General features: G+C 61.6%; 22 protein-coding genes and 1 pseudogene. 20 read left to right on the plus strand and 3 right to left on the minus strand.

The genetic code is table 11. The features are described from left to right. Positions 1-5 precede the first annotated feature (5 nt). From BLV41_RS03935 to nrdR, 20 genes and pseudogenes are all read left to right on the plus strand, one after another. Positions 6-1748 (plus strand): UDP-N-acetylmuramoyl-L-alanyl-D-glutamate--2,6-diaminopimelate ligase, encoded by a 1743-nt coding sequence (locus BLV41_RS03935; RefSeq protein WP_074710637.1) that lies wholly within the window; start codon positions 6-8, stop codon positions 1746-1748. Further along, entirely contained in the window at positions 1741-3246 is a 1506-nt protein-coding gene (locus BLV41_RS03940; protein WP_074710639.1) for a UDP-N-acetylmuramoyl-tripeptide--D-alanyl-D-alanine ligase, read from the plus strand. The genes BLV41_RS03935 and BLV41_RS03940 overlap by 8 nt, the downstream gene beginning before the upstream one ends. Beyond that, positions 3243-4355, plus strand: coding sequence for a phospho-N-acetylmuramoyl-pentapeptide-transferase (gene mraY, locus BLV41_RS03945; RefSeq protein ID WP_074710641.1), 1113 nt, complete (start codon positions 3243-3245; stop codon positions 4353-4355). The genes BLV41_RS03940 and mraY overlap by 4 nt, the downstream gene beginning before the upstream one ends. Beyond that, positions 4337-5890 carry a UDP-N-acetylmuramoyl-L-alanine--D-glutamate ligase gene (murD, locus tag BLV41_RS03950; RefSeq protein WP_074710643.1) on the plus strand — a complete coding sequence of 518 codons (1554 nt, stop codon included), beginning with the start codon at positions 4337-4339 and terminating at the stop codon, positions 5888-5890. Before mraY ends, murD begins: the two co-directional genes overlap by 19 nt. Continuing rightward, on the plus strand, positions 5890-7155 hold the full coding sequence (locus BLV41_RS03955) for an FtsW/RodA/SpoVE family cell cycle protein (RefSeq protein WP_074710645.1): 1266 nt from the start codon (positions 5890-5892) through the stop codon (positions 7153-7155). Before murD ends, BLV41_RS03955 begins: the two co-directional genes overlap by 1 nt. Continuing rightward, positions 7152-8260: pseudogene (gene murG / locus BLV41_RS03960) on the plus strand (undecaprenyldiphospho-muramoylpentapeptide beta-N-acetylglucosaminyltransferase). The gene BLV41_RS03955 and the pseudogene murG overlap by 4 nt, the downstream one beginning before the upstream one ends. Positions 8261-8265: 5 nt before the next feature. After that, complete coding sequence (gene murC / locus BLV41_RS03965) at positions 8266-9723, plus strand: UDP-N-acetylmuramate--L-alanine ligase (RefSeq protein ID WP_074710647.1); 1458 nt, start codon at positions 8266-8268, stop codon at positions 9721-9723. After that, positions 9716-10750, plus strand: coding sequence for a cell division protein FtsQ/DivIB (locus tag BLV41_RS03970; RefSeq protein WP_083360588.1), 1035 nt, complete (start codon positions 9716-9718; stop codon positions 10748-10750). Before murC ends, BLV41_RS03970 begins: the two co-directional genes overlap by 8 nt. Before the next feature lie 327 nt (positions 10751-11077). Then, entirely contained in the window at positions 11078-12247 is a 1170-nt protein-coding gene (gene ftsZ, locus BLV41_RS03975) for a cell division protein FtsZ (protein WP_044570935.1), read from the plus strand. A 74-nt stretch (positions 12248-12321) separates the two neighbouring features. Continuing rightward, on the plus strand, positions 12322-13119 hold the full coding sequence (locus BLV41_RS03980) for a purine nucleoside phosphorylase YfiH/LACC1 family protein (protein ID WP_074710649.1): 798 nt from the start codon (positions 12322-12324) through the stop codon (positions 13117-13119). Further along, positions 13116-13859 carry a YggS family pyridoxal phosphate enzyme gene (locus BLV41_RS03985; protein WP_074710651.1) on the plus strand — a complete coding sequence of 248 codons (744 nt, stop codon included), beginning with the start codon at positions 13116-13118 and terminating at the stop codon, positions 13857-13859. Before BLV41_RS03980 ends, BLV41_RS03985 begins: the two co-directional genes overlap by 4 nt. Positions 13860-13945: 86 nt before the next feature. Continuing rightward, positions 13946-14473, plus strand: coding sequence for a cell division protein SepF (locus tag BLV41_RS03990; RefSeq protein ID WP_044570943.1), 528 nt, complete (start codon positions 13946-13948; stop codon positions 14471-14473). Positions 14474-14626: 153 nt separating this feature from the next. Further along, positions 14627-14917, plus strand: a complete 291-nt coding sequence (locus BLV41_RS03995; RefSeq protein WP_044570945.1) for a YggT family protein — start codon at positions 14627-14629, stop codon at positions 14915-14917. A gap of 144 nt (positions 14918-15061) precedes the next feature. Next, positions 15062-15745: a DivIVA domain-containing protein gene (locus BLV41_RS04000; protein ID WP_074710653.1), complete on the plus strand. Its 684-nt coding sequence runs from the start codon at positions 15062-15064 to the stop codon at positions 15743-15745. A 94-nt stretch (positions 15746-15839) separates the two neighbouring features. Then, positions 15840-16406, plus strand: a complete 567-nt coding sequence (gene lspA / locus BLV41_RS04005) for a signal peptidase II (RefSeq protein WP_074710655.1) — start codon at positions 15840-15842, stop codon at positions 16404-16406. Further along, a complete protein-coding gene (locus BLV41_RS04010; protein ID WP_074710657.1) occupies positions 16399-17322 on the plus strand; it encodes an RluA family pseudouridine synthase in 924 nt (307 codons plus the stop codon). The genes lspA and BLV41_RS04010 overlap by 8 nt, the downstream gene beginning before the upstream one ends. Before the next feature lie 83 nt (positions 17323-17405). Next, positions 17406-20972, plus strand: coding sequence for a DNA polymerase III subunit alpha (gene dnaE, locus BLV41_RS04015; protein ID WP_074710659.1), 3567 nt, complete (start codon positions 17406-17408; stop codon positions 20970-20972). 22 nt (positions 20973-20994) lie between these two features. Continuing rightward, the gene (locus BLV41_RS04020; protein WP_050070089.1) at positions 20995-21561 is read left to right on the plus strand and encodes a hypothetical protein; all 567 of its coding nucleotides are present in this window, start codon (positions 20995-20997) and stop codon (positions 21559-21561) included. 31 nt (positions 21562-21592) lie between these two features. Next, on the plus strand, positions 21593-22960 hold the full coding sequence (hisD, locus tag BLV41_RS04025) for a histidinol dehydrogenase (RefSeq protein WP_074710661.1): 1368 nt from the start codon (positions 21593-21595) through the stop codon (positions 22958-22960). Between the two features lie 103 nt (positions 22961-23063). After that, positions 23064-23534, plus strand: coding sequence for a transcriptional regulator NrdR (gene nrdR / locus BLV41_RS04030; protein WP_074710663.1), 471 nt, complete (start codon positions 23064-23066; stop codon positions 23532-23534). Between the two features lie 11 nt (positions 23535-23545). On the opposite strand, the gene BLV41_RS04035 is transcribed toward nrdR, so the two are convergent. The 3 genes from BLV41_RS04035 to map all read right to left on the minus strand — a co-directional run bounded on the left by BLV41_RS04035 (position 23546) and on the right by map (position 26107). Beyond that, positions 23546-24301: an SDR family oxidoreductase gene (locus tag BLV41_RS04035; protein ID WP_074710665.1), complete on the minus strand. Its 756-nt coding sequence runs from the start codon at positions 24299-24301 to the stop codon at positions 23546-23548. Positions 24302-24318: 17 nt separating this feature from the next. Then, entirely contained in the window at positions 24319-25113 is a 795-nt protein-coding gene (gene ppgK / locus BLV41_RS04040) for a polyphosphate--glucose phosphotransferase (RefSeq protein WP_044570963.1), read from the minus strand. A gap of 115 nt (positions 25114-25228) precedes the next feature. After that, a complete protein-coding gene (map, locus tag BLV41_RS04045; RefSeq protein ID WP_044570965.1) occupies positions 25229-26107 on the minus strand; it encodes a type I methionyl aminopeptidase in 879 nt (292 codons plus the stop codon). Positions 26108-26204 lie beyond the last annotated feature (97 nt).

Below are 26204 nucleotides of genomic sequence, written 5' to 3' on the forward strand. Positions count from 1 at the left end.
AAGCGATGAAAGAGAAGGATTTAGTTCAAGTGCCCGTGAATAATTCTCCCGCCCCACTGCGCCCGCACCACCATGCGGGTGTGGAATTGGCGGAGTTGGCAGCCTTGGTTGGTGCCACGCTGAGTGACCCAAGAAGTGATGCAAAGCCCTTGCAGCTGCACGGGGTCACTTTGGATTCCAGGGCTGTTTGTCCGGGAGATCTCTATGTTGCCCTGCCCGGCGCGCGGGCTCACGGCGCACAATTTGCCGCTCAGGCCGTTGCGGCAGGTGCCGTTGCGGTCTTGACTGACGACGCCGGCACGAAGCTTTTGGGTGCGGGTGGCTCCGAGCCTGGGCTCAGCGTTCCTGTCCTCACCGTGGCAGATGCCCGTGCCGTCACGGGTGCAGCCGCCGCGCGGGTCTATGGCGCGTCCGGTCCGAGCGATTCCAACAGCTTGGATGCACTTGAGCTCTTTGCTGTCACGGGAACCAACGGCAAGACCACCACGACGTATTTCCTGAACGCATTGTTGCAGGCTCTGGGCAACACCACCGGGCTCATCGGGACCATTGAGATTCTGGCTGGTTCGGAAGCTATTCCCAGTAAGCTGACCACACCGGAATCCACGGATATCCATGCCTTGCTGGCCGTTATGGCTGAAAAGGGACTCAGCGCGGCGTCCATGGAGGTCTCCTCTCATGCGCTGGCGTTTGGCCGTGTGGATGCTGTGACGTTCAATGTGGCCGGCTTTACGAACCTCACCCAGGATCACCTTGATCTGCACGGTGGCATGGAAGGCTATTTTCAGACGAAGGCCGCCCTCTTCACGCCGGAGCATGCGAAGGCTGCCGTGGTCACCATTGATGACGTCTGGGGGCGACGCATGGCGGCGGCCTGCACAGTACCTGTTGTGACTCTCTCGACGCGCCGGATCGAAGGCGCAGATGATCCGAACCCCATGTGGCAGGTGCGCGATGTTCGACGCGAGGGAATCGGATCTCGCTTCACCTTGGCCGGACCCGATGGTGCCACTCTCGAGGCCCGCACGGGCCTGCCTGGCGACTTCAACGTGGCCAACGCGGCCCTTGCGTTGCTGATGGTGACCACGCGCTTGCTGGCGCTGGCCTCCGGGGCCGGCACCGGCGTCGTACCTGCGACAGCCAACGCTGCCCAACAGGTCTTGGCTCGCATCCAGACGGCATTGGATGACCATGACCCGTTCACGGTTGAAGTGCCTGGGCGCATGCAAATTATTGGCACCGCGCCGGTCGCTGTTGTTGACTTTGCCCACAACCCCGACGCCCTGGAACGTGCCCTGGACGCGGTTCGGCCGAACGCCCCAGGGGCGCGAGTGATCGCCGTATTTGGTGCTACGGGGGAGCGCGACGCCACCAAGCGACCCATCATGGGTGCGGTGGTGGCCAGGGGTGCCGACGTGGTGCTCATCACCGATGACGATCCCCACAATGAGGATCCTGCCGCCATTCGGGCCGAGGTCCTCGCCGGCGCCCATGAAGCCAACCGCAGCGGAGACCTGGGCCGGGTCGTGGAGGAATTTGATTCACGTGCCCAGGCCATTGCCCGCGCCGTCGAACTGGCCACGCCCCAGGACGTGATTTTGGTTGCAGGACGCGGCCACGAAGTTTACCAAGAGGTCAAGGGCGTCAACATTTCCCTCGACGACAGGGTCGAGTTGCGGACGGCACTGGCCTCCCGTGGATTCCCCCTGAGCGATACAAGCAAGATAGAGTCCTCAACTGATGATTGATTTTTCTGCGGCCCAAATTGCCGAACTGACCGGTGGGACGCTGTCCGCCGGCACCGACCCTGCCACGCGCATTGACGTGGCCACGATTGCCACCGATTCCCGCGAGGCAACACCCGGTGGAATGTATGTGGCGAAGGCCGGTGAACACGCGGACGGCCACGATTTCATGGCCGCCGCCTTTGGTGCCGGTGCCGTATTGGCCCTGGCCGAGCGGACCGTCCCTGCGGACGACGCCGGAGCGCACTTCCCTGCTGTGATCGTCGCCGACGCGGTGCTCGCCATGGGGACGCTGGCTGCCGAGGTGGTGCGCCGAATTCGTGCGCATTCCCCTCTCACCGTCATTGGTATCACCGGCTCCGCCGGCAAGACCACCACCAAGGACCTCCTGGGTGGCATCCTGTCCCCGGTGGGCGCCACAGTGGCGCCGGTTGGCTCGTACAACGGTGAGGTTGGGGTTCCTTTAACGGTGTTCCGTGCCGATGAAGATACCCGTTTTCTCATTATTGAAATGGGTGCCACCAAGATTGGCCACATCGCCTATTTGAGTGCCATGGTGCAGCCGGATCTTGGTGTGGTGCTTTGCGTGGGCAGTGCTCATGCTGGCGAGTTTGGTTCGATCGAGAACATTGCCGCCGCCAAGGGTGAGCTTGTGGAGGCGCTAAGCCCAACGGGCCGGGCCCTGTTGAACTTTGATGATGCGCGGGTTCGGGCCATGGCCCAGCGTTCCGGCGCACCAATCACGTTTTTTAGTAGCGCAGACGCCGCCGTCGACGAGTCCGGACAGAACATGCTTCAGGCGCGGAATGTGCGTACGAACGCGCAGGGCGAGCCGGAATTTGATCTGGCGTTCCCCGGCGATGCGGGCGAATACAAGGTGCACAGCAAGCTGTTGGGGCTCCATCACGTGGCCAACCTGCTGGCCGCCGCCTCGGCCGCACACGCCGTTGGCGTCGCTCCCGAGCTCATTGTGGCCTCGCTGAACGAACAGCGTGCGGCAAGCCGATACCGGATGGAACGCACGGATCGCAGCGACGGTGTCACAGTGGTCAACGATGCTTACAACGCCAACCCTGAGTCCATGCGGGCCGCGCTGCGGACCCTGGCTGAGCTCGGCGGAAGCGGCGCACGCCGTACCTGGGCCGTGCTGGGGGAGATGCTGGAACTGGGCGAGGACTCGGTGTTGGAACACGACGCCGTCGGCCGTGTGGCCGTGCGCCTGAACATCTCTCGGCTGCTGGTGGTTGGCACCGGAGCCCGGGCCATGCACGTGGGTGCCGTCATGGAGGGATCGTGGGGGAATGAGTCAATGTTCCTCCCCGACGCCGAGGCGGCCTATGAGATTTTGAGTGCCGAGTTGGCGCCCGGAGACGTGGTTTTGTTCAAGTCCTCCAACGGCGCTGGACTGCGCTTCTTGGGTGATCGGATAGCATTACCCACGGGGAATGACCCCATCAAGACAAGTGAGCCCACCCTAGGTGAAAGGACTGCCCAGCCGTGATCGCATTGCTCATTGGTGCAGGCTTGGCCTTGGCCTTTGCCATGGTCGGCACCCCATTGTTTATCCGTTTCCTTGTCAAGCAAGGGTACGGACAGATCATCCGCGAGGACGGTCCCACAAGCCACCAAATCAAGCGCGGCACACCCACCATGGGTGGCACCGTTTTTGTGGGCGCCGTCGTGGCCGCCTACTTCATCACGCACGTGATTGTGTGGCTCCTCAACCCGAATTCCGCCGGTCCTTCGGCGTCGGGCCTGCTCATGATTTACCTCATGGTGGGCATGGGCCTGGTTGGTTTCTTGGACGATTTCCTAAAAATCACCAAGCAGCACAACACCGGGCTGAACCCCAAGGGCAAGCTCATTGGACAAGCCGTTGTGGGCATCTCCTTCGCCGTCATGGCGTTGGGCTTCCCCGATGAGGCCGGGCGCACCCCGGCAAGCACCTTCATCTCCTTTGCCCGCGACATCCCGGCCTTGAACCTGGCCTTCGCCGGGGCCGGGCTGGGCGTGGTGCTGTTCATTCTCTGGTCCAATCTGATCATTACTGCTGCCACCAACGGAGTTAACCTCACCGACGGGCTCGATGGCTTGGCCACTGGTGCGTCGATTCTGGTCTTCGGGGCGTACACCTTGATCGGTATCTGGCAGAGCAGCCAGGCCTGTGGATCCCATAAGGTGACCAGCGAATCAGTCTGCTACGAGGTCCGTGACCCGTTGGATCTGGCGCTTGTTGCCGCCATCATGTTTGCGGCCCTGATTGGTTTCCTCTGGTGGAACACCTCTCCCGCGAAGATCTTCATGGGCGACACCGGCTCGCTGGCCATCGGCGGAGCCATGGCAGGGTTTGCCATCCTCTCGCGCACCGAAATTCTGTTGGCCATCATCGGCGGCCTCTTCGTCATCATCTCCCTCTCCGTCATCATCCAGGTCGGCTTCTTTAAGCTTTCCAAGGGCAAACGCGTGTTCCTTATGGCTCCGCTGCAGCACCACTTTGAACTCAAGGGGTGGCGCGAGGTGACAGTTGTTGTTCGTTTCTGGATCCTGGCTGGCCTCCTGGTCGCCGTGGGACTCGGAGCTTTTTATGCTGAATGGATTGTTCGACTGTGACCGCACCAGAAAACCGGCTTGAATCGCTAACAAGTTGGGATGCCGACTGGTCACAACTGCGCGTTGTGGTCACAGGTATCAGCAAGACCGGCTTCTCCGTGGCCGACACCCTGGCTGAGCTGGGTGCGCACGTTGTGGTGGTTGCCGCCTCCGAGGATGAAACGGCCCTGGCCAACGCCGACACGCTCAAGATTGTGGGCGTCAAGGACGTCATCCTCGGCCAGGAGACCTCAACGGTGCTTCCGCTGGTTGGCGGCCTTCCGGCGGAACTTGTTGTTACAAGTCCCGGCTTCAAGCCCAGCCATCCGCTGTTGGCTGCCGCTGCCGCCGCGGGCATTCCCATTTGGGGAGATGTTGAACTGGCGTGGCGTGTACGCACCAAAGCCGGGCGGAAGACCGCCGAATGGATCACCATCACCGGTACCAACGGCAAGACCACAACCACCACCATGGTTGAGTCCATGCTGCAGGCGGCCGGATTGCGGGCCATCGCGGCCGGCAACATAGGCACCCCCATCCTGGACGCTGTCCGCGACCCTGAGGGCTACGACGCCCTCGCCGTTGAGCTCTCAACGTTCCAGCTGCATTGGAGCGAGTCACTGGCTCCAGTGTCCAGCGTCTGCCTGAATCTTGCCGAGGACCACGTTGACTGGCACGGCAGCTTTGAGGCCTATGCTGCCGACAAGGCCAAGATCTACTCGAACACCAAGATCGCCTGCGTTTACAACGCTGAGCAGATTGAAACCGAACGCATGGTTCAGGAAGCCGATGTCCAGGAAGGCTGCCGGGCCGTGGGCTTCACAACCGGCATCCCGGCCATCAGCATGGTTGGTGTTGTCGAAGGTCTTCTCGTAGACCGGGCGTTCATCGCAGAACGTAAGGACTCAGCCGCCGAATTGGCCAGCATGAGCGATATTGGCGAACTCGTCCCGCGCCATCTGGTAGCCAATGCGGCCGCCGCGGCGGCACTGGTATTGGCCTATGGCCTGACGCCCAAAGACGTGCGCAAAGGTTTGCAGAACTACCACAATGGCGATCACCGGATTCAGCCCGTGGCGAGTTCGGGCGGGGTGCTTTGGGTCAACGATTCCAAGGCCACAAACCCGCACGCGGCATCAGCGTCCCTTTCCGCCTTCAAACCCGTGATTTGGATTGCGGGTGGATTGCCCAAGGGCGTGAACTTTGATGCTTTGGTCAAAGAACACGCGGCACGTCTGAAGGCCGTGGTGTTGATCGGTGCAGATACCTCCGCTCTGGCCGGGGCCCTCGAGCGTGAGGCTCCCGGAGTTCAGGTCTTCACCACACGGGCCGAAGGTGGTCGGCATACAGACGCCGAGGTCCTGCGCGGCGATGCGGTCATGGCCGAGGCCGTTGCCGTGGCGGCATCGCTGGCAGTCGACGGCGACACCGTCCTGATGGCGCCGGCGTCGGCCTCCATGGATCAATTTTCTTCCTACGCCCACCGCGGCCAAGCGTTCATCGACGCGGTCCGCGAGCTGCTGGAATCACAGACAAGCGTCAACAAGGAGTCCTAGTGGCCAAGACCCCCACACAGCCAGGCTCACCCGCCGCACGCGCAGCGCAGGCCAAAGCTGCTGTGGAACCGGCCAAGGCAGCAAGCTCCAAGGCAAGTGCACCCGCCGAAAAGGTTCGCTTGTTCTCGCGTTACCGCAGCTGGTTCAACGGCAAGGTAGGGCGGCCCACGGCAACCTACTACTGGATTATCGGTACCACCGTGACGCTAACCCTCATTGGGCGCATGACGGTGCTTTCGGCGTCGACAGCTGAGACGATTTCCGAAGGCAAGGATCCGTACGAGCTTTTTATTCGTGAATCACAGTTCGCCGTGGGCGGTCTGATCCTGATGTTCATCCTTTCCTGTGTGCCACCACGGGTGCTGCGAAAGCTCGGCTGGCCCCTGTTGATCCTGGCACTGGTCCTCTTGGCGTTGATCTTCTCGCCACTGGGCATCGATATCAACGGAAACCTGAACTGGTTGGCGTTGGGTCCGGTGACATTCCAGCCTTCAGAGGCTGCGAAACTGGCCCTGGCCATCTGGATCGGGGCAGTGCTCTCGCTCAAGGGCACCCTCGTGCGCCAATTCGTTCACGTATTGTTGCCGGTTGGCGCAGGCGGGGCGGCAGTTCTGGGATTGATCCTTGGCGGCAAGGACCTGGGCACGGCCATCATTGTTGGCATGATGATTCTCTCCGGGCTCATGTTCGCCGGGGTTCGCAAGTGGTTGCTTGGCCTGGCCCTTGTAGCGGCCGCCATTGTAGCCATCGTATTCTCGGCCATGAGTTCCAACCGCACTGGCCGCTTTGCCAGCTGGCTGGGTGATTGCAGCGAACCGGGCGCCTGCGACCAGTACCTCAACGGCGTCTACGCACTCGCCTCCGGTGGCTGGTTTGGCGTGGGCCTGGGCCAAAGCCGGCAAAAGTGGAGCTGGATCCCGGAAGCCCACAACGACTTCATCTTCGCCATCATTGGAGAGGAGTTCGGGCTTTTGGGTACTCTCGTGATTCTGGCCTTGTACGCCGTCATGGCGTTCGCCATCTTCCGCATCATCAATACCCGCAACGAGCCCTTCTCCAGAATTGTGTGCGGCATGATCCTGACCTGGATCATTGGTCAAGCCGTGGTCAATATTGCCGTGGTGGTGGGCCTGCTGCCCGTTATTGGTGTCCCGCTACCCCTGATTTCTTACGGCGGAACTGCGCTCGTCATGGTTCTCGCGGCCATCGGCGTCGTCCTGTCCTTTTCCCGAACTGAGCCAGAAAGCACCCTGAAGACTTCATGACACAGAACTTAGACTCGCCGTTGTCTGTGGTGTTGGCCGGGGAGGCTCGGCCGGACACGTCAGCCCCCTGCTGGCCATCGCCCACGCGATCAGGCAGACGAACCCCGATGCTGCCATCCTGGCGGTAGGCACCCGCGACGGATTGGAAACCCAACTCGTGCCGGCCGCCGGGTTTGAGCTGGCCTTCATTGAACGAATTCCGCTTCCCCGGAAGCCCTCGGTTGACCTGCTGAAGCTGCCCGTTCGCATGCGCCGGGCGATCTTGGCGGCGAAGGCTATTTTGCGCGAGGCCAAGGCGGACGTTTTGGTAGGGGTGGGCGGCTACGTGTGTACTCCCATGTACCTTGCCGCCAAGTCACTGGGCGTACCCATTGTGATTCATGAAGCCAATACCAAGGCAGGTCTCGCCAATCAGGTCGGGGCCAGGTACACCACCTTTGTGGGTACGGCCTTTGAAGCCACGAAGATTCGCCATGCGCACCTCGTGGGCATGCCCATGCGAAAGGCCGTGGCCACCCTGGATCGGAAAGCGTCCCGCGCCGCAGCCCGTGATCGCTTGGGGCTGGACGCTGAGCTGCCAGCGCTGATCGTCACGGGCGGATCCCTCGGTGCGCTCCGCATCAATAAGGCTATAGCTGCGTCGCTGGAGGCCCTCGCCGCCGCCGGCATCCAGACCTTGCACATCACCGGCAAGGGTAAGTCCGTGCCGGGGTCCGACGGCGAGCCGCTGACCGGGCCGCTGTACCGCCAGGTTGAGTACGTTGACGGCATGGAAGACGTCTATGCGGCAGCGGATCTGCTCCTGTGCCGATCCGGTGCCGGGACTGTGTCAGAGGTTGCGGCCGTTGGCCTGCCAGCCGTCTTCGTTCCGTTGCCGGTGGGCAACGGTGAGCAGGCCCGCAATGCGGCCGGACTCGTGGCCGCCGGGGCCGCGTTGCTTGTGTCCGACGCCGAGCTGGACGCACGATGGATCGCCGAGAACGTGATTCCCCTGTGTCTGGATGCGCCCAAGCTGGCCCTTATGGGTGAGTCCGCCGCCGTGCTTGGCATTCGTGATGCCGCCGAAAGCATGGCCGGCATGGTTCTTGCCGCCAGCGGGAACTGACGTCCATGACAGAAAAATCTAGTACTGAGGAAACAACCGCTGTGGCCTATATTCCACCGACACTCGCCGAACTTGGCCGTGTCCACTTCATCGGCATGGGCGGAGCCGGCATGTCGGCCGTTGCCCGGATCATGTTGGGCCAGGGTGTGGCTGTCAGCGGATCGGACGCGAAGGAATCCGCCGGTCTGACCGAGCTGGGTGAGCTCGGCGCGATCGTGCACATCACTCAGAGCGCTCACAATGTATCCGGAGCAGACACAGTTGTGGTCTCCACCGCGATCAGGGAGAGCAACCCCGAGCTGGCCGCCGCCCGTGCAGCCGGCCTTCGAGTTTTGCACCGTTCGCAGGCGCTGGCAGCAGCCATGGCAGGGGACACAGTGGTTGCCGTTGCAGGAACACACGGCAAGACCACCACCACGTCCATGATCACCGTGATGCTCAAGGGCGCCGGCGTGGACGCTTCCTTTGCTGTTGGTGGCACAGTCCAGGGGCTAGGGGTCAATGCCGGTCACGGCGAGGCTGGCGTCTTTGTTGCCGAGGCAGACGAATCCGATGCCTCCTTCCTGAACTACAGGCCCACCATTGCCGTGGTCACCAACCTTGAAGCCGACCACCTTGACCACTATGGAACGCCCGAGGCCGTCTACGCCGCTTTCGAGCAATTTGCTGCGCTGATTCCGGAGGGCGGGACGCTGGTGGCCTGCGCCGACGACGCCGGATCGGCCGCCTTGGCTGCCCAGGCGGCTGCTGCCGGTACCCGTTGCCTCAGCTACGGCTTCACCGAGGGGGCGGATATTCGCTTGATGCCCGGCATCCACGACGGACTCGCCAGCACCGCTGCCCTAGCCTTCCGTGAGGGACTGCTGCCGGGCCTGGGGGAGACCCCCTTGACCCTGCGACTGAAGGTGCCAGGCAACCACAACCTCAGCAACGCCGGTGCGGCGGTAGCAGTGGCGGTGGCCCTGGGTGTTGATGTGGAAGCGGCCCTGATGGCGCTGGCCAACTTCAGTGGAGCTGCCCGCAGATTTGAAGCCAAGGGAGAGGGCCGGGGCGTCAACGTCTACGACGACTACGCCCATCACCCAACCGAAGTGACGGCAGCTCTCAACGCCGCCCGGACCGTGGCTGGCGACCACAAGGTGCATGTCCTGTTTCAACCGCACTTGTTCTCGCGAACCCAAGAATTTGCAGCCGAATTTGCACAGGCCCTGGATTTGGCCGACACCGTGGCCGTGTTGGATATTTACCCCGCACGCGAAGATCCCATAGCCGGGGTTACCAGCGAACTGATTACGAGCCAGCTGCACCGGCCCACCGGCTACGCCCCCGATAGTGCCGCGGCCGTGCAGAGTCTTGCCGACCGTGCCACCGCTGGCGACATCATCTTGACGATCGGTGCCGGTGACGTCACAGAGTTCGGCCCGGCACTGGTTGCCGCGCTGAGCAGAGACAATCATGGCTGAAGCACGCAAGCCCCGCGTGATAAAGACGCGCCCAGGAATCTCCGAAACGCCCGCTGGCGAGTCTGATTCATCCAGCGCCGCTGTCCGCAGCACGAGTTCGAAGGTATCTGTAGCGCCACTGACGGATGTACCCGATGAAAAGCCTGCCGCGCGGAAGTTCTCTGTGCCCAGGCCGGGTGCGTCACGGATCAAGGAAAAAACAGAACCGAAGCAGAAAAAGGCCGGGGCGAAGGCTGCGCCGGCTCAAACTGATGCGCCGGTGAAGGAGTCAGGGGATGGCGGCGCCACTGTGCTGGCCTTCCCGATGCCTGAACACAAGCGCCGTCGCCGAAACATCCTGTACTCGGTCGCAGGTGTGGCGGCAGTCTTGGCTCTCGTCATGGGCATGGCCATGTTCTCTCCGGTATTGGGTGTGCGGACAGTGGTCTTCGACGGCCAGAAGCTCGTGGGCGAAGGCACCCTGCAATTGGCTGTAGCGCCCCTCATTAACAAGCCACTGCCACAGATCAGGGAGTCGGAGGTCCAGGAACTCCTTGGCACCGTTGTTCAGGTCAAGAGTTCCAGTATCGAGGCGCGGCCCCCGTCAACACTCGTGGTTCACATTGTGGAGCGGGTCCCCGTTGCCCTGCTAAAAAATGGTGAGGACTATCTTCTGGTGGACCAGGACGGTGTTCAACTCGGGTCAACCAAGGACCCGGCCTCGGCGTTGTTGCCGTTAATTGACGGCGGCACTGCCGCGATTGGCCAGGACACATTCCAGGCCATGACAGCGGTTCTGGCCAATCTTCCCCAGTCGATCCTTTCGCAACTGGCCAACGCAACGGCGAAGTCTCCGGATGCAGTGGAACTGGCACTGGCCGACGGCCGAAGTGTTGTTTGGGGCAACGCCAGCGACATGGAGCTCAAGGCGCAGGTGCTTGAGGCTTTGCTCACGGCGCCCATGCCCACAGCCGAGCCTGGAAAGCCCGCCCCGGTTCCCGCCAAGGTCTTCGACGTCAGTGCCCCCCGCCATCCGGTGACACGGTGACATGATGACGTGGATTAAGTCACGATGAGGCGCGGTGGCGCTCCGCGCACCGTGGCAGTCGGTAAAGTGGGTGTGACGTCTTTTTTGGCGGATTACGGCGACACGCGGCAGTGGTCATTGCATGCGGCGTGGTTGGGCCATAGCGTCACTCATAAGAGTTAGTTGACATAACTATAACCTTCAACTTGAGGGTTAAGCTATTAAAGTTTCAAGCAACACTTCAAGGTTGTTCCGGAGATCGACGCCGGCGCCTTGAAAAGGAGCCGGGGCCTTTGGCAGCAGCAATTTTTGATCTTCGAAGCAACATACGAACAAGGGACACCTAACGTGGCAGCACCCCAGAATTACTTGGCAGTCATCAAAGTCGTCGGTATCGGCGGTGGCGGCGTAAATGCAGTGAACCGCATGATTGACGTGGGTTTGCGCGGCGTTGAATTTATCGCCATCAACACCGACGCACAAGCACTGTTGATGAGCGACGCCGATGTCAAGCTTGATGTTGGCCGCGAGCTGACACGCGGGCTTGGCGCAGGCGCAAACCCGGATGTTGGCCGCCAGGCTGCCGAGGATCACCAGGAAGAGATTGAGGAAGTCCTGCGCGGGGCCGACATGGTCTTCGTGACGGCAGGCGAGGGTGGCGGTACCGGAACTGGTGGTGCGCCCGTCGTCGCCCGCATTGCCCGCAGTCTGGGTGCCTTGACCATCGGTGTTGTCACCCGTCCCTTCACCTTCGAAGGCCGCCGCCGCGCCTCCAGCGCAGACTCGGGCATCGAAGCCCTCCGCGACGAGGTTGACACCCTCATCGTGATTCCCAACGACCGCTTGCTGTCCATCAGCGACCGCAACGTCTCGGTCATGGATGCCTTCCGCTCCGCTGACCAGGTTCTGCTCTCTGGTGTTCAGGGCATCACCGATCTCATCACCACCCCCGGTTTGATCAACCTTGACTTTGCCGACGTCAAGTCCGTCATGCAGGGTGCCGGTTCGGCCCTCATGGGTATTGGTTCGGCTCGTGGCGAGGACCGTGCGGTCAAGGCCGCCGAGCTTGCCATTGCTTCGCCGTTGCTTGAGGCTTCCATCGACGGCGCCCACGGTGTGCTGTTGTCCGTCCAGGGTGGTTCCGACCTTGGTCTGTTTGAGATCAACGAGGCCGCCCGCCTGGTCCAGGAAGTGGCCCACCCCGAAGCCAACATCATCTTCGGTGCAGTCATTGATGACGCCCTGGGCGACGAAGTTCGCGTCACGGTTATTGCCGCCGGTTTTGACGCTCCGGAATCCGAGCAGGCAGCCGCCGAGCCGGTTGCCGCAGTAGTGCCCCCGGCTCCGGCCGCTGTTCCGGCCAGTGCAACCGTGACCAACCTGAACCAGTGGGGCCAGCACTCGGGCTCCAGCGTTCCGGCTGACGGTGGCTTTGATGTGGAGCTGCCTGCCATTGTGGAACCAGATCTGACGGGTCACCGCTCCGACGATCTGGATGTCCCCGACTTCCTGAAGTAGCCTTTCGGCACCAGGAAGTACATCCCTTAGCCGCAGCGATCGTCCCGCGGCGCGTGATTGGTCAGGTTGTTTGTATGTGGAGTTCAGAGCAGGTCCGTCCCGGAATATGGATCGGATTTACCGACACCACAGCAGGCAACCTGGCCTTTCATGTTGGTGACGACGCCCGGAACGTTGCCGAACGAAGGGCGGCCGTGGAAGCGCGGCTGGCCCACCATGCGGGCACCTCTGCAGGCTCCGCGCCCGTGCTGGCATATATGAATCAGGTTCATGGTGCCGAGGTGGCCGTTATTTCCGCAGGCGAGGCAGTGGCCACGGGGGAGTCCGCGCCAACTGTCGATGCCATGGTCACTTCACCTGGTATTGGTTCGGGTGGCGGACTTGCCGTCATGGTGGCAGATTGCGTCCCCGTTGTCTTGGTGGGAGATCTTCCATCGGGACGCTCCATTGTTGCCGTGGCTCACGCAGGGCGGCCCGGAGTGGAGAAGGAAGTCATCTCAGCCGTCATGGAGCAAATGCGTCTGGAGGGTGCGGTTGCCTATGAAGCCTGGCTTGGGCCGAGCGTATGCGGCAGCTGCTATGAAGTGCCCGAAACCATGCGCGCGGCGGTGGCCGAAGTTGTCCCGGCAGCTTACTCGACCACCTCGTGGGGAACCCCGGCCCTTGACCTTCCGGCGGCCGTCATGGAACAGCTGGCTGCCAACGGCGCCACCGCGCATGCTTCCGGTGTGTGCACTCTGGAGGATTCGCGCTATTTCTCCCATCGCCGCTCCCAGCGGGATGGCGAAAGCGAAGGGCGTTTCATCGGTTTTGTCACCGCACAGCCTGGCAGCCACCACCAGCAACCAAACGAAAGTAATCCCACGCAATGACTCTGCACGATGCCAGAACCCAAGAATTGGCAGCTCGCCTCGCGGCGGTCCGCCAGCGCATCGAGGTCGCTGCCGGAAATAGATCTCAGCCCACACTGATTGTGGTGACCAAGTTCCACCCCGCAGCTGACGTGCTGCGCTTGCGTTCCCTGGGGGTTGCCGACGTCGGCGAAAACCGAGACCAGGAAGCTGCGGCCAAGGCCGTTGACGTTGCGGATGCAGTTCTACGATGGCACTTCATTGGACAGCTGCAAAGCAACAAGGCCAAGTCGGTAGCCAGCTATGCGCACTCGGTTCACTCGATTGACAGGGCCTCACTCGTGAAGTCGCTGGGCAAAGCCATGGCTGTCACGCAACAGGAAAGTGGCCGGAGCAACATGGAGTGTTTCATCCAGGTCGACCTCAGCGAGCCATATCCGGGATTGGCGCAGGCCCAGGTGGCAAGCCACAGCGGCAGGGGAGGGGTGGCGCCGCAGGATATTGCTCCCCTGGCTGAACTGATAGCCGGGACCGCCGGCTTGGATCTTGCCGGCGTCATGGCCGTGGCGCCGCTCGGCGTGGCGCCCGAACCGGCCTTCGAGTTGTTGGCGCAGGTATCCGCGGCGCTGATCGCCAACCATCCCGGGGCCACGGGAATCTCGGCGGGCATGAGCCATGACTTGGAAGCGGCCATGGCGGTGGGAGCGACACACCTGCGTGTCGGTTCCGATATACTCGGCCCCCGTCCGCCTGTACTGTAGCGTTTTGACTGTTGGCAACAACGCAGAAGTACCGCACAAGCTACCGGTGAAGTTTTTTGTGCTTTGCAGACAAATGAGGAGCAACCATGGCTGGCGCTATGCGCAAGACAATGATCTTTCTTGGACTCGCCGACGGTGACGAGCACTATGACGCTGAGCATGCTCCGTCATTCCAAAAAGACGAAGAATACGCCCAAACTATTGAGCGCGAGCCGGCGGCGGCGCCTGCTCCCGTCGTGGAAGCCGCAGCTCCTAAAGCGGGCGACGACGAATACCGGGCTCCGGTGACCCCCATCAAGCGTGCCGCATCAAATCGGGAAGAGGCTGAAAGTTTGCGCCAGATCACCACCGTCCACCCACGGTCATACAATGACGCAAAAATCATTGGTGAAAGCTTCCGGGACGGCATCCCTGTCATCATGAACGTCACCGACATGGGTGAGGCGGACGCCAAGCGTCTCGTTGACTTCTCGGCCGGCCTGGTGTTTGGTCTGCGTGGCTCGATTGAGCGCGTGACCAACAAGGTGTTCCTGCTCTCGCCGTCGTACATCGAGGTGCTTGGTGACGACAAGAAGCTCTCGGACACGCAGGCAAGCTTCTTCAACCAGAGCTAGCCAGGCGGGGCCACAAAGGCTCCGCACACCCAAGCGCTTGCGCCTGCCGCTTATTTACCGCTGCCCGGACACTGTGTGTCCGGGCTTTGGTCTATTCTTGAACTTACGTAATTCCGTTTGAATTTCCACCGTCTAAGGATTGTGTGCACTCGCGTGACAATTGTCGTAGCCCTTCTCTATCTGTTGTTACTCCTGTACTTCTTGACCCTGCTGCTGCGCATGGTGTTTGACTGGGTCCAGGTGTTCGCTCGTGACTGGCGGCCCAAGGGTGCGGCCCTGATCAGCGCATCCTTTGTTTACCGGCTCACCGACCCTCCATTGCGCAAGTTGCGCGCCATGATTCCACCACTGCGAATTGGCTCCATAGCGTTGGATATAGGCTTCATTTTGTTGCTTGTCACAGTAGGTATTGGGATGAGTGTCACAAAAAGTTTTGTCAATTAGAGCCGCGTCGTTCGTTTTCATCGACGAAAAGTTATATTGTAAAAAGCGATAGACCCCAGTGCAGATCGCTAGATTTGTATTCGGCACCGTAGTCTGGACGACTTCGGTCAAGACCAGACTTACTAAAACCAATGAGGTGACTAAATGGCGCTTACGCCAGAAGACGTTGTCAACAAGCGGTTCCAGCCAACGAAGTTCCGTGAAGGCTACGACCAGGACGAAGTCGACGATTTTCTTGACGAGATCGTCGTAGAGCTTCGCCGCTTGCACCAAGAAAACGATGACCTGCGCAAGCAGCTCGCCGATGGTGGATCCAACTCCGCAGCAGCCCCCGCCGCAGCAGCACCGCTGTTGACCAAGGAAGCCGAAGCTGTCAAGGAGCCGGTCAAGCCCGAGCCCGTCGTTGAGCCGGAGCCCGTCGTTGAGACCAAGCCAGTTGTCAAGGAAGCGCCCGTTGTTGCGGCTGCTCCGGCAGCAGCTGCTGTTCCCGCCAACTCGGCAGAGTCGGCCACAGGCGTTATCGCCCTGGCCCAGCGTCTGCACGACGAATACGTCAACGCAGGTGTGGAGCAGCGCGACAAGATCATTGCCGAAGCGCAGATCGAGGCCAGCACGCTGGTCAACGATGCACAGGAGAAGAGCCGCAAGACGCTCGGTGCCCTGGAGCAGCAGCGTTCAGTGCTTGAGCGCAAGGTTGAGCAGTTGCGCGGATTCGAGCGGGATTACCGCTCACGTCTGAAGACCTACATTGAAGGTCAGCTCCGCGACTTGGATGCACGCGGTTCGGTGGCAGCACCGGATTTCGCCGAGGGTAACTCGGAATCCTAAGCCAAGATCTAAAAGCCGGTGGTGCAAGGAAACTTGTTCCACCGGCTTTTTTAATTGACCAATACTTTTTTGTCCAAAAACAAATGAAAGCACCATGAGCGAGAACTCTTTGCAGGGCCCGGCGGCACCGTCCATACTTCGCCGTCGAACGTTTTGGTTGCTGTGGCTGGGCTGCGCCGCCTTTGCCTATGTGTGCGACCAATTGACCAAGTGGTGGGTCACCTCCACCATGATTGAAGGTCAAACCACGCCCGTCATTCCAGGAATCTTGCAGTGGTACTTCATTCGCAATTCCGGGGCGGCCTTCTCCATCGGTGAAAACTTCACCTGGTTCTTCACCTTGATTATGGCCGCCGTGTCCGTTGCGATCATTGTCATGTCCCGACGCATTGGTTCGGCCTGGTGGGGAGTCGGTCTTGGATTGGTGCTCGGCGGCGCCTTGGGCAACCTGACCGACCGCCTGTTCCGTCCGCCGTCGTTTGCGATGGGGCACGTGGTTGACTTCATTTCCTTCCCCAACTTTGCCATTTTCAACATGGCCGACATGGCTGTGGTGGGTGGCGTGATCACGATCTGCCTGCTGACACTGCTGGGCGTGCCCATGAATGGGATCAAGCAAGAGGATGCAAAAGCTGCGGCAGAGGAAACCGAAAATGACTGAAACTTTTACCGTGCCCGAAGATGTTGCAGGGAGCCGGGCCGACGCCGGTTTGGCAGCCTTGCTTGGCATCTCACGTTCCGCCGCGGCACTGCTGTGCGCCGAAGGCAACGTTCGCCAGGACGGGGTGGTCCTGGGAAAGAGCGAGAAATTCAAGGCGGGGGCCAGCGTTCAGGTGACAATTCCCGAGCGCCGTGACCCGCTGGAAGTAGTTGTGGAGCCCGTTGATGGCTTAAATATCTTGCTCGATGACGATGACTTCGTGGTGGTTGACAAGCCTGTTGGCGTTGCTGCGCACCCTTCACCGGGATGGGTTGGGCCCACAGTGGTTGGTGGCCTCGCCGCTGCCGGATTCCGTATTTCCACCTCGGGCGCGCAGGAACGGGTAGGCATTGTCCACCGCCTGGACGTGGGTACCTCCGGGGCCATGGTGGTGGCGAAGACCGAATACGCTTACACCGTGCTCAAGCAGGCTTTCCGTGAACGGACCGTGGAGAAGGTGTATCACGCGGTGGTCCAGGGGCTGCCCGACCCGCTCGCTGGCACCATCGATGCACCCATCGGCCGCCACCCCGGTTACGATTGGCGTTTTGCCGTGATCGAGGATGGTCGCCCGTCGATCACCCACTATGAGGTCCTTGAAGCTTTTGGGAAGGCTTCCCTCGTTGAGGTGCACCTTGAGACCGGCCGCACCCACCAGATTCGCGTCCATTTCTCGGCCCTGCGGCACCCCTGCGCGGGTGACCTCACCTACGGGGCTGACCCCACCCTGGCGGCCGAACTTGGCCTGACCCGGCAGTGGTTGCACGCGCACAAGCTCGGCTTCACGCATCCGTCATCGGGGGAGCCGGTCATGGTCACCAGCCCGTACCCGCAGGACCTGAACTACGCACTGGATCATCTCCGCGGCGAACACTAGCGCACAGTAAAGCATTGCAGCACACACCACCTCGATGCCCGCGTCGGGGTGGTGTTGCATTTTTTGCGCACTAGAATGGTTCGGTGGCTAGCTCATCGACTGACAGTTTTGTCCATCTCCATACGCACACCGAATACTCCATGCTGGATGGTGCGGCGCGCTTAACCGAACTGTTTGACGAGGCCAAGCGCCTTGACATGCCGGCCTTGGCCACCACGGATCATGGGTACCTCTTCGGGGCCTTTGATTTTTGGAAGAAGGCCACCGACGCCGGCATCAAGCCGATCATCGGCGTTGAAGCGTATGTCACCCCGGGCACCGCCCGCACCGACAAGACCAGGGTCAAGTGGCGTACGGATGAGAGCCAGCGCAAGGACGACGTCTCCGGCGGTGGTTTCTACACGCACATGACGCTGCTGAGCTACAACAACCAAGGCATGCGCAACCTGTTTAGGGCCTCCTCCTTGGGCTCCCTGGATTCGCCCATGGGCAAGTATCCACGCCTGGACCGGGAACTGCTCAATGAGTACCACTCGGGGCTCATTGCCACCACCGGCTGCCCCTCGGGTGAAGTGCAGACAAGGCTCCGCCTGGGCCAGTACAACGAGGCCAAGGCTGCGGCGTCGGAATTCCAGGACATCTTCGGCAAAGAGAACTACTTCTGCGAGCTCATGGACCACGGCCTGGACATTGAGCGCCGGGTCACCAAAGACCTGCTGCGCCTTGCCCGGGAACTGGAAATCCCGTTGGTGGCCACCAACGACCTCCACTACACGCACGAGCACGACGCCAAGGCGCACGAGGCCCTGCTGGCCCTGCAGTCGGCGTCGACCCTGACCGAGCCCACCTATGACGAGGGTGGCAAGCGTTTTGCGTTCAGCGGCAGCGGCTACTACCTCAAGTCGCCGGCGGAAATGCGCCAGCTGTTCTCGGAGCTGCCCGAAGCCTGCGACAACACGCTGCTGATTGCCGAGCGCTGCGACGTTTCCTTCAACACCAACGCCAACTACATGCCCAAGTTCCCCTGCCCGCCGGGTGAGGACGAGACCTCCTGGCTGGTCAAGGAAGTGGATACCGGCCTGCGCTTCAGGTACCCGGGTGGAATCCCGGACGCCGTGCGCAAGCAGGCGGACTATGAGCTTGATGTCATCATCAAGATGGGCTTCCCGGGCTACTTCCTGGTGGTGGCCGACTTCATCAACTGGTCCAAGGACAACGGCATCCGGGTGGGCCCGGGACGTGGTTCAGGTGCCGGCTCCATGGTGGCCTATGCCATGCGCATCACCGACCTTGACCCGCTGCGCCACGGCCTGATCTTTGAGCGGTTCCTGAACCCGGAACGTGTCTCCATGCCTGACTTTGACGTGGACTTCGATGATCGTCGCCGCCATGAGGTCATCAAGTACGTGACCGAGAAGTACGGCGATGAGCGCGTCGCCATGATCGTCACGTACGGCAGCATCAAGACCAAGCAGGCGTTGAAGGACTCCTCGCGCGTGCTGGGCCACCCCTTCAGCATGGGTGAAATGCTGACCAAGGCGCTGCCGCCGGCCGTCATGGCCAAGGACATCCTGCTCAACGACATTGAAAACCCCGAGGCCAAGCGCTACAGCGAGGCTGCGGATTTCCGCAACTTGATCAACACGGATCCCGAAGCCGCCAAGGTCTTTGAGCTGTCCAAGGGCCTGGAGGGGCTCAAGCGTCAGTGGGGCGTGCACGCGGCCGGTGTGATCATGAGCTCGGATCCCATCATCGACGTCATCCCGATCATGCGCCGCATCCAAGACGGCCAGGTCATCACCCAGTTCGATTACCCCACCAGTGAGGGCCTTGGCCTGATCAAGATGGACTTTTTGGGGTTGCGAAACCTCACCATCATCACCGACGCACTGGAGAACATCAAGGCCAACAAGGGCTTTGAACTGGACCTGGAGGGTCTGGAGTACGACGACGCCGCCTCCTACGAGCTCATGGCCCGCGGTGACACGCTGGGTGTTTTCCAGCTCGACGGCGGACCCATGCGGTCCCTGCTCAAGCTCATGCGCCCTGACAACTTTGAAGACATCTCCGCCGTCCTGGCCCTGTATCGGCCCGGCCCCATGGGTGCCGATTCACACACCAACTATGCCCTGCGCAAGAACGGGCTCCAGCCCATCACCCCCATCCACCCCACGCTTGAGGAACCACTCGCAGAAATCCTGGGCGGCACCTACGGGTTGATCGTGTACCAGGAGCAGGTCATGTCCATCGCGCAGAAGCTGGCCGGCTACTCGCTGGGCCGGGCTGATATTTTGCGCCGCGCCATGGGTAAGAAGAAGAAATCCGAGCTCGACAAGCAGTATGCGGGCTTCCACCAAGGCATGCTGGACAATGGCTACACCGACGAGGCCGTTAAGACCTTGTGGGCCATCCTGTTGCCCTTCTCCGACTATGCCTTCAACAAGGCCCACTCGGCCGCCTACGGCGTCATCAGCTACTGGACGGCGTATCTCAAGGCGCACTACCCGGCCGAATACATGGCTGCCCTGCTGACAAGCGTTGGCGATGACAAGGACAAGCTGGCACTGTACTTGAACGAGTGCCGTCACATGGGCATCACCGTGTTGGCTCCGGACGTCAATGAATCCGCCTTGAACTTCACCCCGGTAGGCACAGACATCCGCTTTGGCATGGGGGCCATCCGCAACGTTGGTGCCAACGTGGTCAACGGGCTGGTTGAATCGCGGCTGGAACGCGGAAACTTCGAGAACTTCTCAGACTTCCTCATGAAGGTTCCGGCCGTGGTATGCAACAAGCGCACCATTGAGTCCCTCATTAAGGCTGGCGCCTTTGACTCGCTGGGCCACGCCCGCCGCGCCCTGGCCATGATCCACGAAGAAGCCGTGGACTCCGTCATCACCATCAAGCGCAACGAGGCCGTGGGCCAGTTTGACCTCTTTGCCGGCCTGGGCGGGGACGCCGAACCCGAGACCGCCTTGATCACCGAAATCCCGGACCTGCCCGAGTGGGAGAAGAAGGACAAGCTGGCGTTTGAGCGCGACATGCTGGGACTGTACGTCTCCGACCACCCGCTGCGCGGTCTTGAAGGCATCCTAAGCCAGAACGCGGACATGTCCATCACGCAGGTGCTCGGCGACGACGGCCCCCAGGACGGGCACATCATCACGATTTCCGGCATGATCACCAACCTGCAGCGCCGCATCGCCAAGAGCAGCGGCAACCCTTACGCGCGCTGCGAGGTCGAGGACCTGGGCGGCTCCATCGAGGTCATGTTCTTTGGCCAGACCTACGGACCCATCGCCAACGTGCTCGCCGAGGACCTTATCGTGGTGGTCAAGGGCCGGCTGCAAAAGCGCGACGACGGCGCCATCACCTTGAATGCCATGGAGTTGAGTGTTCCCGACCTCAGCGAAGGCTTGTCCGGTCCGCTGGTCATCTCCATGCCCGAGCACAAGGCCAACGAGCAGGTGCTGCTGGCCCTGAAGAACGTCTTGGGCGATCACCGCGGCAACACCGAGGTCAAGATGCACCTGGCCGGCACCCGTTCCGTGAAGGTCATGAAACTACCCCTTCATCACCGCGTCAATCCCACACCCGCATTGTTTGGCGATCTCAAGGTCCTTTTGGGTCCGACGTGCCTGGAAGGCTGATGCGTCAGGATACGGTTGAGCCATGACTGAGCAAGAACTTCTGCGCCCGGCCGGCGTTCCGGAAGAGGGCACCCGCAACGAGTCGCGTGCCCTCTGGCGCCGCGGGCTGTCCAGCGCCGCCATCGTAGGTGCTTGTGCCGGAGTCCTGTGGTGGCTGGCGGCGCCCGGCGGTGCTTTTTACGGCCAAGGCACCGACGCCACCACGTGGCTGCCCCGAGATGCTGTCCTGGGGACGCTGTTGCTCGTTGCTGGGATCGTTTCCGGCGTGTTGACCATGCGCCGGCGGCGTGTGCGAGTCAAGACCGGGGGAGGGCCATTGCGTTCATTGTCCGTTCTTGTCCTTGCACTCTCCGGTGTGGCCGGTTCCATCATTGCGTGGCGAGTGGGTGTATTCGCGGGTGACCTCTTTCAAACGCCGCCGGACAATATGCCCAACCCCAGCATTGTGTTCTCGCTACGTTCAGGGCCGGTACTGCTGGTGTGGCCGCTGGTGAGCTCGCTCGTGGTCTTTATCTGGAGTCTTGTCTCCTTCGCTTACGTGCCATCAACAGATGAGACGCTGCACACCACGGCCGGGGCCAACGGGTAAACTTACACGGGTGAACAACCTTGAAACTTCCGTGTCCACCGCCCCGTCCAGTGCAACTGGCTTCGCAAAGCTGCACCGCACCGATCTGCGCGGACGCACCCTTGGCCTCGCCGAATTGAAAAGCGCCGTCCCCCGGACGGCCCAGTCAACGGTGACCACGGCCGAGACAGCTGTGCACGGCATCATTGCCGACGTCCGGGGCCGCGGCCATGCCGCACTCGCAGAGCTCGCCCTGAAGTTCGACGGCGTCACACAAGAACACCCCCGGGTCCCCGCCGAGGCACTCGCCCAGGCTCTGGAAGCCCTGGACCCGCAGGTACGGGCCGCCCTGGAGGAATCGATTTCCCGCGCCAAAGCATTCGCGCAGGCCCAGAAACCGGCCAACGTGGACTTCCCGGTTGCCAGCGGTGCCGTTGTTTCCTCGCACTGGATTCCGGTGCGCCGCGTGGGCCTTTACGTACCCGGCGGACTAGCAGCGTATCCGTCATCTGTCATCATGAACGTTGTTCCGGCCTTGGCAGCCGGAGTTGGCTCCGTGGCTCTGGCCTCCCCGCCGCAAAAGGAGTTTGGCGGCCTGCCCGATCTCACGGTGCTGGCGGCGGCCGCCCTGCTGGGTATTGACGAGGTGTACGCCATGGGCGGCGCGCAGGCCATTGTTGCCTTCGCTTACGGTGTGGCAGCCGGCAGCAGCGCCAACGGTGCAGGCGATGCCATCGAGCCGGTTGACGTTGTAACAGGTCCCGGCAACATTTTCGTGGCCACGGCCAAGCGCCTAGTCAAGGGTGTAGTTGGCATTGACTCCGAGGCAGGGGCAACCGAGATTGCCGTCCTGGCAGACCACAGCGCCAACCCGGCCTTCGTGGCCGCCGATCTCATCAGCCAGGCCGAGCACGATCCCAACGCGGCTTCTGTGCTGGTGACGTCGTCACCCGAGCTGGCTGACGCCGTCGAGAACGAACTACGTGTGCAGGTTGCGCGTACCGCGCACCGGGAACGCGTTGAGGCAGCCCTGGGTGGCCCGCAGTCGGGGATTGTGCTGGTGGATGATCTGGATCAGGGTGTCGCGGTCTGCAACGCGTATGCGGCCGAGCACTTGGAAGTTGTCACCGAGAATGCCAGCGCGGTCGCGGCGCGGATCACCAATGCGGGTGCCATTTTTGTGGGCGACTACAGCCCCGTTAGCCTGGGTGACTACTGCGCGGGATCCAACCACGTGCTGCCCACCAGTGGCACGGCGGCTTTTTCCTCCGGCTTGAACGTCACCACCTTCCTGCGTGCCGTTCAAGTGATCAACTACAACAAAGATGCGCTGGAGCAGGTGGCCCAACACGTCATCACGCTCTCCAAGGCCGAGGGCCTGCCGGCCCATGGCGATGCGGTCGCCGTCCGCTTCGCCTAACTTTGGCAAATGCCCTTGTCGCGGGGGCGCTCTTGTGGTAGCGATTATTGTTTGGGAATTTCTCACCTTAGACTGGTGAGCACCAACACTCGAAGGGATCAGCATGTACTGCCCGTTTTGCCGCAATCCCGATTCACGGGTTGTTGATTCACGACTTTCCGACGACGGCTCATCGATCCGTCGGCGCCGTCAGTGCACCGAGTGCGGACGTCGCTTCAGCACTGTTGAAACGGCAAGTCTCACGGTCAGCAAACGGTCCGGGGTTGCCGAGCCCTTCAGCCGCAGCAAGGTCATCAGCGGCGTCCGCAAGGCCTGCCAGGGGCGTCCCGTCACCGACGATGACTTGGCTAAACTTGCGCAGGAAGTTGAAGAGTCCATTCGTGCCAGCGGTGCGGCGGAAATTGAAGCCAACGATGTTGGCCTGGCGATTCTGGCCCCCTTGCGGCGTTTGGACCTGGTGGCGTACCTGCGGTTCGCCAGCGTCTACCAGGCTTTTGAATCGCTGGAAGACTTTGAGGCGTCCATCGCCCAGCTGCGCAGCGACAAGGCCGCCGTTCGGGTTGCCGGGGACTAGCGCAGCTGGCGTTATCGCCCGCCGGCGACGGGCAGAATGGCACCCGTGATGTAGGAAGCCTCCGTGCCCAACAGCCACAACACGGCAGCGGCAACCTCCGCTGGTTCACCACCGCGACCTAACGGGATGAGGTGTTTGACGCCCTCCACCCGCCCTGGCATGCCAGCGGCCGCGTGCAGTCCGGTGTTGGTTATGCCGGGCGACACCGCGTTGACCCGGATGCCATGCGGGGCGGCCTCTGTGGCAAGACCCACCGTCAGGACATCCACGGCGCCTTTTGACGCCGCGTAGTGCACCCAGGTGCCGGGCGAGCCGGCCTTCACGGCCGTGGAGGAGAGGTTCACGATCGATCCGCCCTTGCCGCCGGAGAGGATCGACATGCGGCGAATTGCTTCCTGACACATGAACATTGTCCCCGCTACATTGACCTCCAGCACCCGGTTGATGGTCTCTGCTGAGACATCCACAAGGTTGCCGATGATGTCGCCGGTGATCCCGGCATTGTTGACCACCGCTGTTACCGGCCCCAAGGCTTGTGCTGCATCGAACAGGCTGAGGACAGCGTTGGGGTCACTCACGTCCCCCTGCACGGCCACGGCGGTCCCGCCGTCGTTCTTGATCTGCTCAACAACCCTGGCCGCGCCGTCGGCATCCGCGCTGAAATTGACCACCACCGAATATCCGGCGTTGCCCGCCAGGACGGCCGTGGCTGCGCCGATGCCCCGGCTGGCACCGGTGATGATGGCCACGCCCTGATGAGTGGACATTTTCGCCAGGGGGTCTCTTACTTCGTCAGCTTGAAGTGAACGGCGGCCTGCAAGGCACCACCAACAATTCCCGCATTGTTCTTCAGCTCAGCCGTAGTGATCTTGGTCCGAAGCTTCAGCTGCGGCAGGTAATCCTCGCTGCGCTTGGAAATGCCGCCACCAATGATGAACAACTCGGGGGAGAAGAGGAATTCCACATGGGAGAAGTAGCGCTGCAGGCGGACAGCGTATTCGTCCCAGCTGATGTCATCGCGTTCGCGGGCGCTGGCAGAGGCCTTGGTTTCGGCGTCGAAGCCGTCCAGTTCCAGGTGGCCAAGCTCAACGTTGGGGATGAGCTTGCCGTTGAAGATGAAGGCGGAGCCGATGCCGGTTCCCAAGGTGATGACCAGGACGGTGCCCTTGACGTCCTTGCCGGCGCCGTAGCGGGCTTCGGCCAGGCCGGCGGCGTCGGCGTCGTTCATGACCTGGACGTCGCGGCCCAGTTCCTTCGTGAAGATGTCATCGACGTCGGCGTTGATCCAGGACTGGTCCACGTTGGCTGCCGAGAGCGAGATGCCATGGGCGATGATGGCCGGGAAGGTGATGCCAACGGGCGCATCTTCCTTCGGAGCATGCGGGCGCGTCATGAGCTCATCGACGATCTCCTTGACAACCTTTGCCACTGCCTGCGGCGTGGACGGAGTGGGTGTGGGGATCCGGTAACGATCGCCCAAGACCTCTCCGCTGTCCAAGTCAACGATCCCACCCTTGATGCCCGTACCGCCAATATCGATGCCAATGACGGTGCTGGCGGATGAGTGCTTCTTAGACATGCAGGCTCCTGAAGAGTAGAAGGGGGCAAGACTGAAAGGGGATGCCCACGGCAGGCGGGCGCCCTTGGTAGTGTACTGCAGCTCACTGCGGCATCGCACCGCCGGGCATCAAGAGTTACGGCAGGGTGAGGACTTCTGCGCCTGTGGCCGTCACAACCATGGTGTGTTCAAACTGGGCTGTCCGCTTGCGATCGCGGGTGACGACGGTCCAGTCATCTGCCCACATGTCCCATTCGATGACGCCCAGGGTGAGCATGGGTTCGATCGTGAACACCATGCCCTCTTCCATGACCGTGTTGTAGGCGGGCGCCGCGTCATAGTGCGGAATAATCAGGCCGGTGTGGAAGGCCTCGCCGACACCGTGGCCAGTGAAATCGCGAACCACGCCGTAGCCAAATCGCTTGGCATAGGACTCGATGGTGCGCCCAATGACGTTGATCTCGCGGCCCGGCGCGACGGCTCGAATAGCCCGTCTGAGCGATTCCTGGGTGCGTTCCACCAACAGGCGCGATTCCTCGTCAACATTACCCACCGTGAACGTCCAGTTCGTGTCGCCATGGACGCCATTTTTGAACGCCGTGATGTCAATGTTGATGATGTCCCCATCTTCAACAACGGTGGTGTCCGGAATGCCGTGGCAGATGACCTCATTGATGGAGGAGCAGAGGGACTTTCGGAAACCCCTGTAGCCAAGCGTTGAGGGATAGGCCTTGTTGTCGAGCAGAAACTCGTGCCCGATCCGGTCCAGGGCATCCGTGGTGACGCCGGGGACAATGTGCTTGCCCACTTCCACAATGGCTTGAGCTGCAATCTTGGAGGAGACGCGGATCTTCTCCAAGGTTTCGGCGTCCTTGACCTCGGAGCCCTTGAAAGGCGCCGGACCTGCTTTGCCCACATATTCTGGGCGGGGGATGGAGAAGGGGACCGCTAGCTCAGGGCTGATGATTCCGGGAACGAGCTTGCCGAGAGGTGCAGTGGTTGCTGTTGAAGACATGCTTCCATCTTATAAGTTTTGTGCGAACGGTGCCGCGAGGAGCTTCGGGGCGAGCCTATGATGGGCGTTGACAGGGCTCTTCACGGGGCTAGTTGGC

This window comes from Arthrobacter alpinus (genome assembly GCF_900105965.1).
In the GTDB taxonomy this organism is placed as follows: Bacteria; Actinomycetota; Actinomycetes; order Actinomycetales; family Micrococcaceae; genus Specibacter; species Specibacter alpinus.

Bases quoted from the DNA above. Each gene is read 5' to 3' on its own strand.
- BLV41_RS04035 (WP_074710665.1), bottom strand. From the start codon at position 24,301: ATGTCCACTCATCAGGGCGTGGCCATCATCACCGGTGCCAGCCGGGGC.
- BLV41_RS03970 (WP_083360588.1), top strand. From the start codon at position 9,716: ATGGCTGAAGCACGCAAGCCCCGCGTGATAAAGACGCGCCCAGGAATC.
- lspA (WP_074710655.1), top strand. From the start codon at position 15,840: ATGAGCGAGAACTCTTTGCAGGGCCCGGCGGCACCGTCCATACTTCGC.
- BLV41_RS03990 (WP_044570943.1), top strand. From the start codon at position 13,946: ATGGCTGGCGCTATGCGCAAGACAATGATCTTTCTTGGACTCGCCGAC.
- murD (WP_074710643.1), top strand. From the start codon at position 4,337: ATGGATTGTTCGACTGTGACCGCACCAGAAAACCGGCTTGAATCGCTA.
- ppgK (WP_044570963.1), bottom strand. From the start codon at position 25,113: ATGTCTAAGAAGCACTCATCCGCCAGCACCGTCATTGGCATCGATATT.
- BLV41_RS03935 (WP_074710637.1), top strand. From the start codon at position 6: ATGAAAGAGAAGGATTTAGTTCAAGTGCCCGTGAATAATTCTCCCGCC.
- BLV41_RS03985 (WP_074710651.1), top strand. From the start codon at position 13,116: ATGACTCTGCACGATGCCAGAACCCAAGAATTGGCAGCTCGCCTCGCG.
- BLV41_RS04010 (WP_074710657.1), top strand. From the start codon at position 16,399: ATGACTGAAACTTTTACCGTGCCCGAAGATGTTGCAGGGAGCCGGGCC.
- map (WP_044570965.1), bottom strand. From the start codon at position 26,107: ATGTCTTCAACAGCAACCACTGCACCTCTCGGCAAGCTCGTTCCCGGA.
- nrdR (WP_074710663.1), top strand. From the start codon at position 23,064: ATGTACTGCCCGTTTTGCCGCAATCCCGATTCACGGGTTGTTGATTCA.
- BLV41_RS03980 (WP_074710649.1), top strand. From the start codon at position 12,322: ATGTGGAGTTCAGAGCAGGTCCGTCCCGGAATATGGATCGGATTTACC.
- murC (WP_074710647.1), top strand. From the start codon at position 8,266: ATGACAGAAAAATCTAGTACTGAGGAAACAACCGCTGTGGCCTATATT.
- BLV41_RS04000 (WP_074710653.1), top strand. From the start codon at position 15,062: ATGGCGCTTACGCCAGAAGACGTTGTCAACAAGCGGTTCCAGCCAACG.
- BLV41_RS04020 (WP_050070089.1), top strand. From the start codon at position 20,995: ATGACTGAGCAAGAACTTCTGCGCCCGGCCGGCGTTCCGGAAGAGGGC.
- BLV41_RS03940 (WP_074710639.1), top strand. From the start codon at position 1,741: ATGATTGATTTTTCTGCGGCCCAAATTGCCGAACTGACCGGTGGGACG.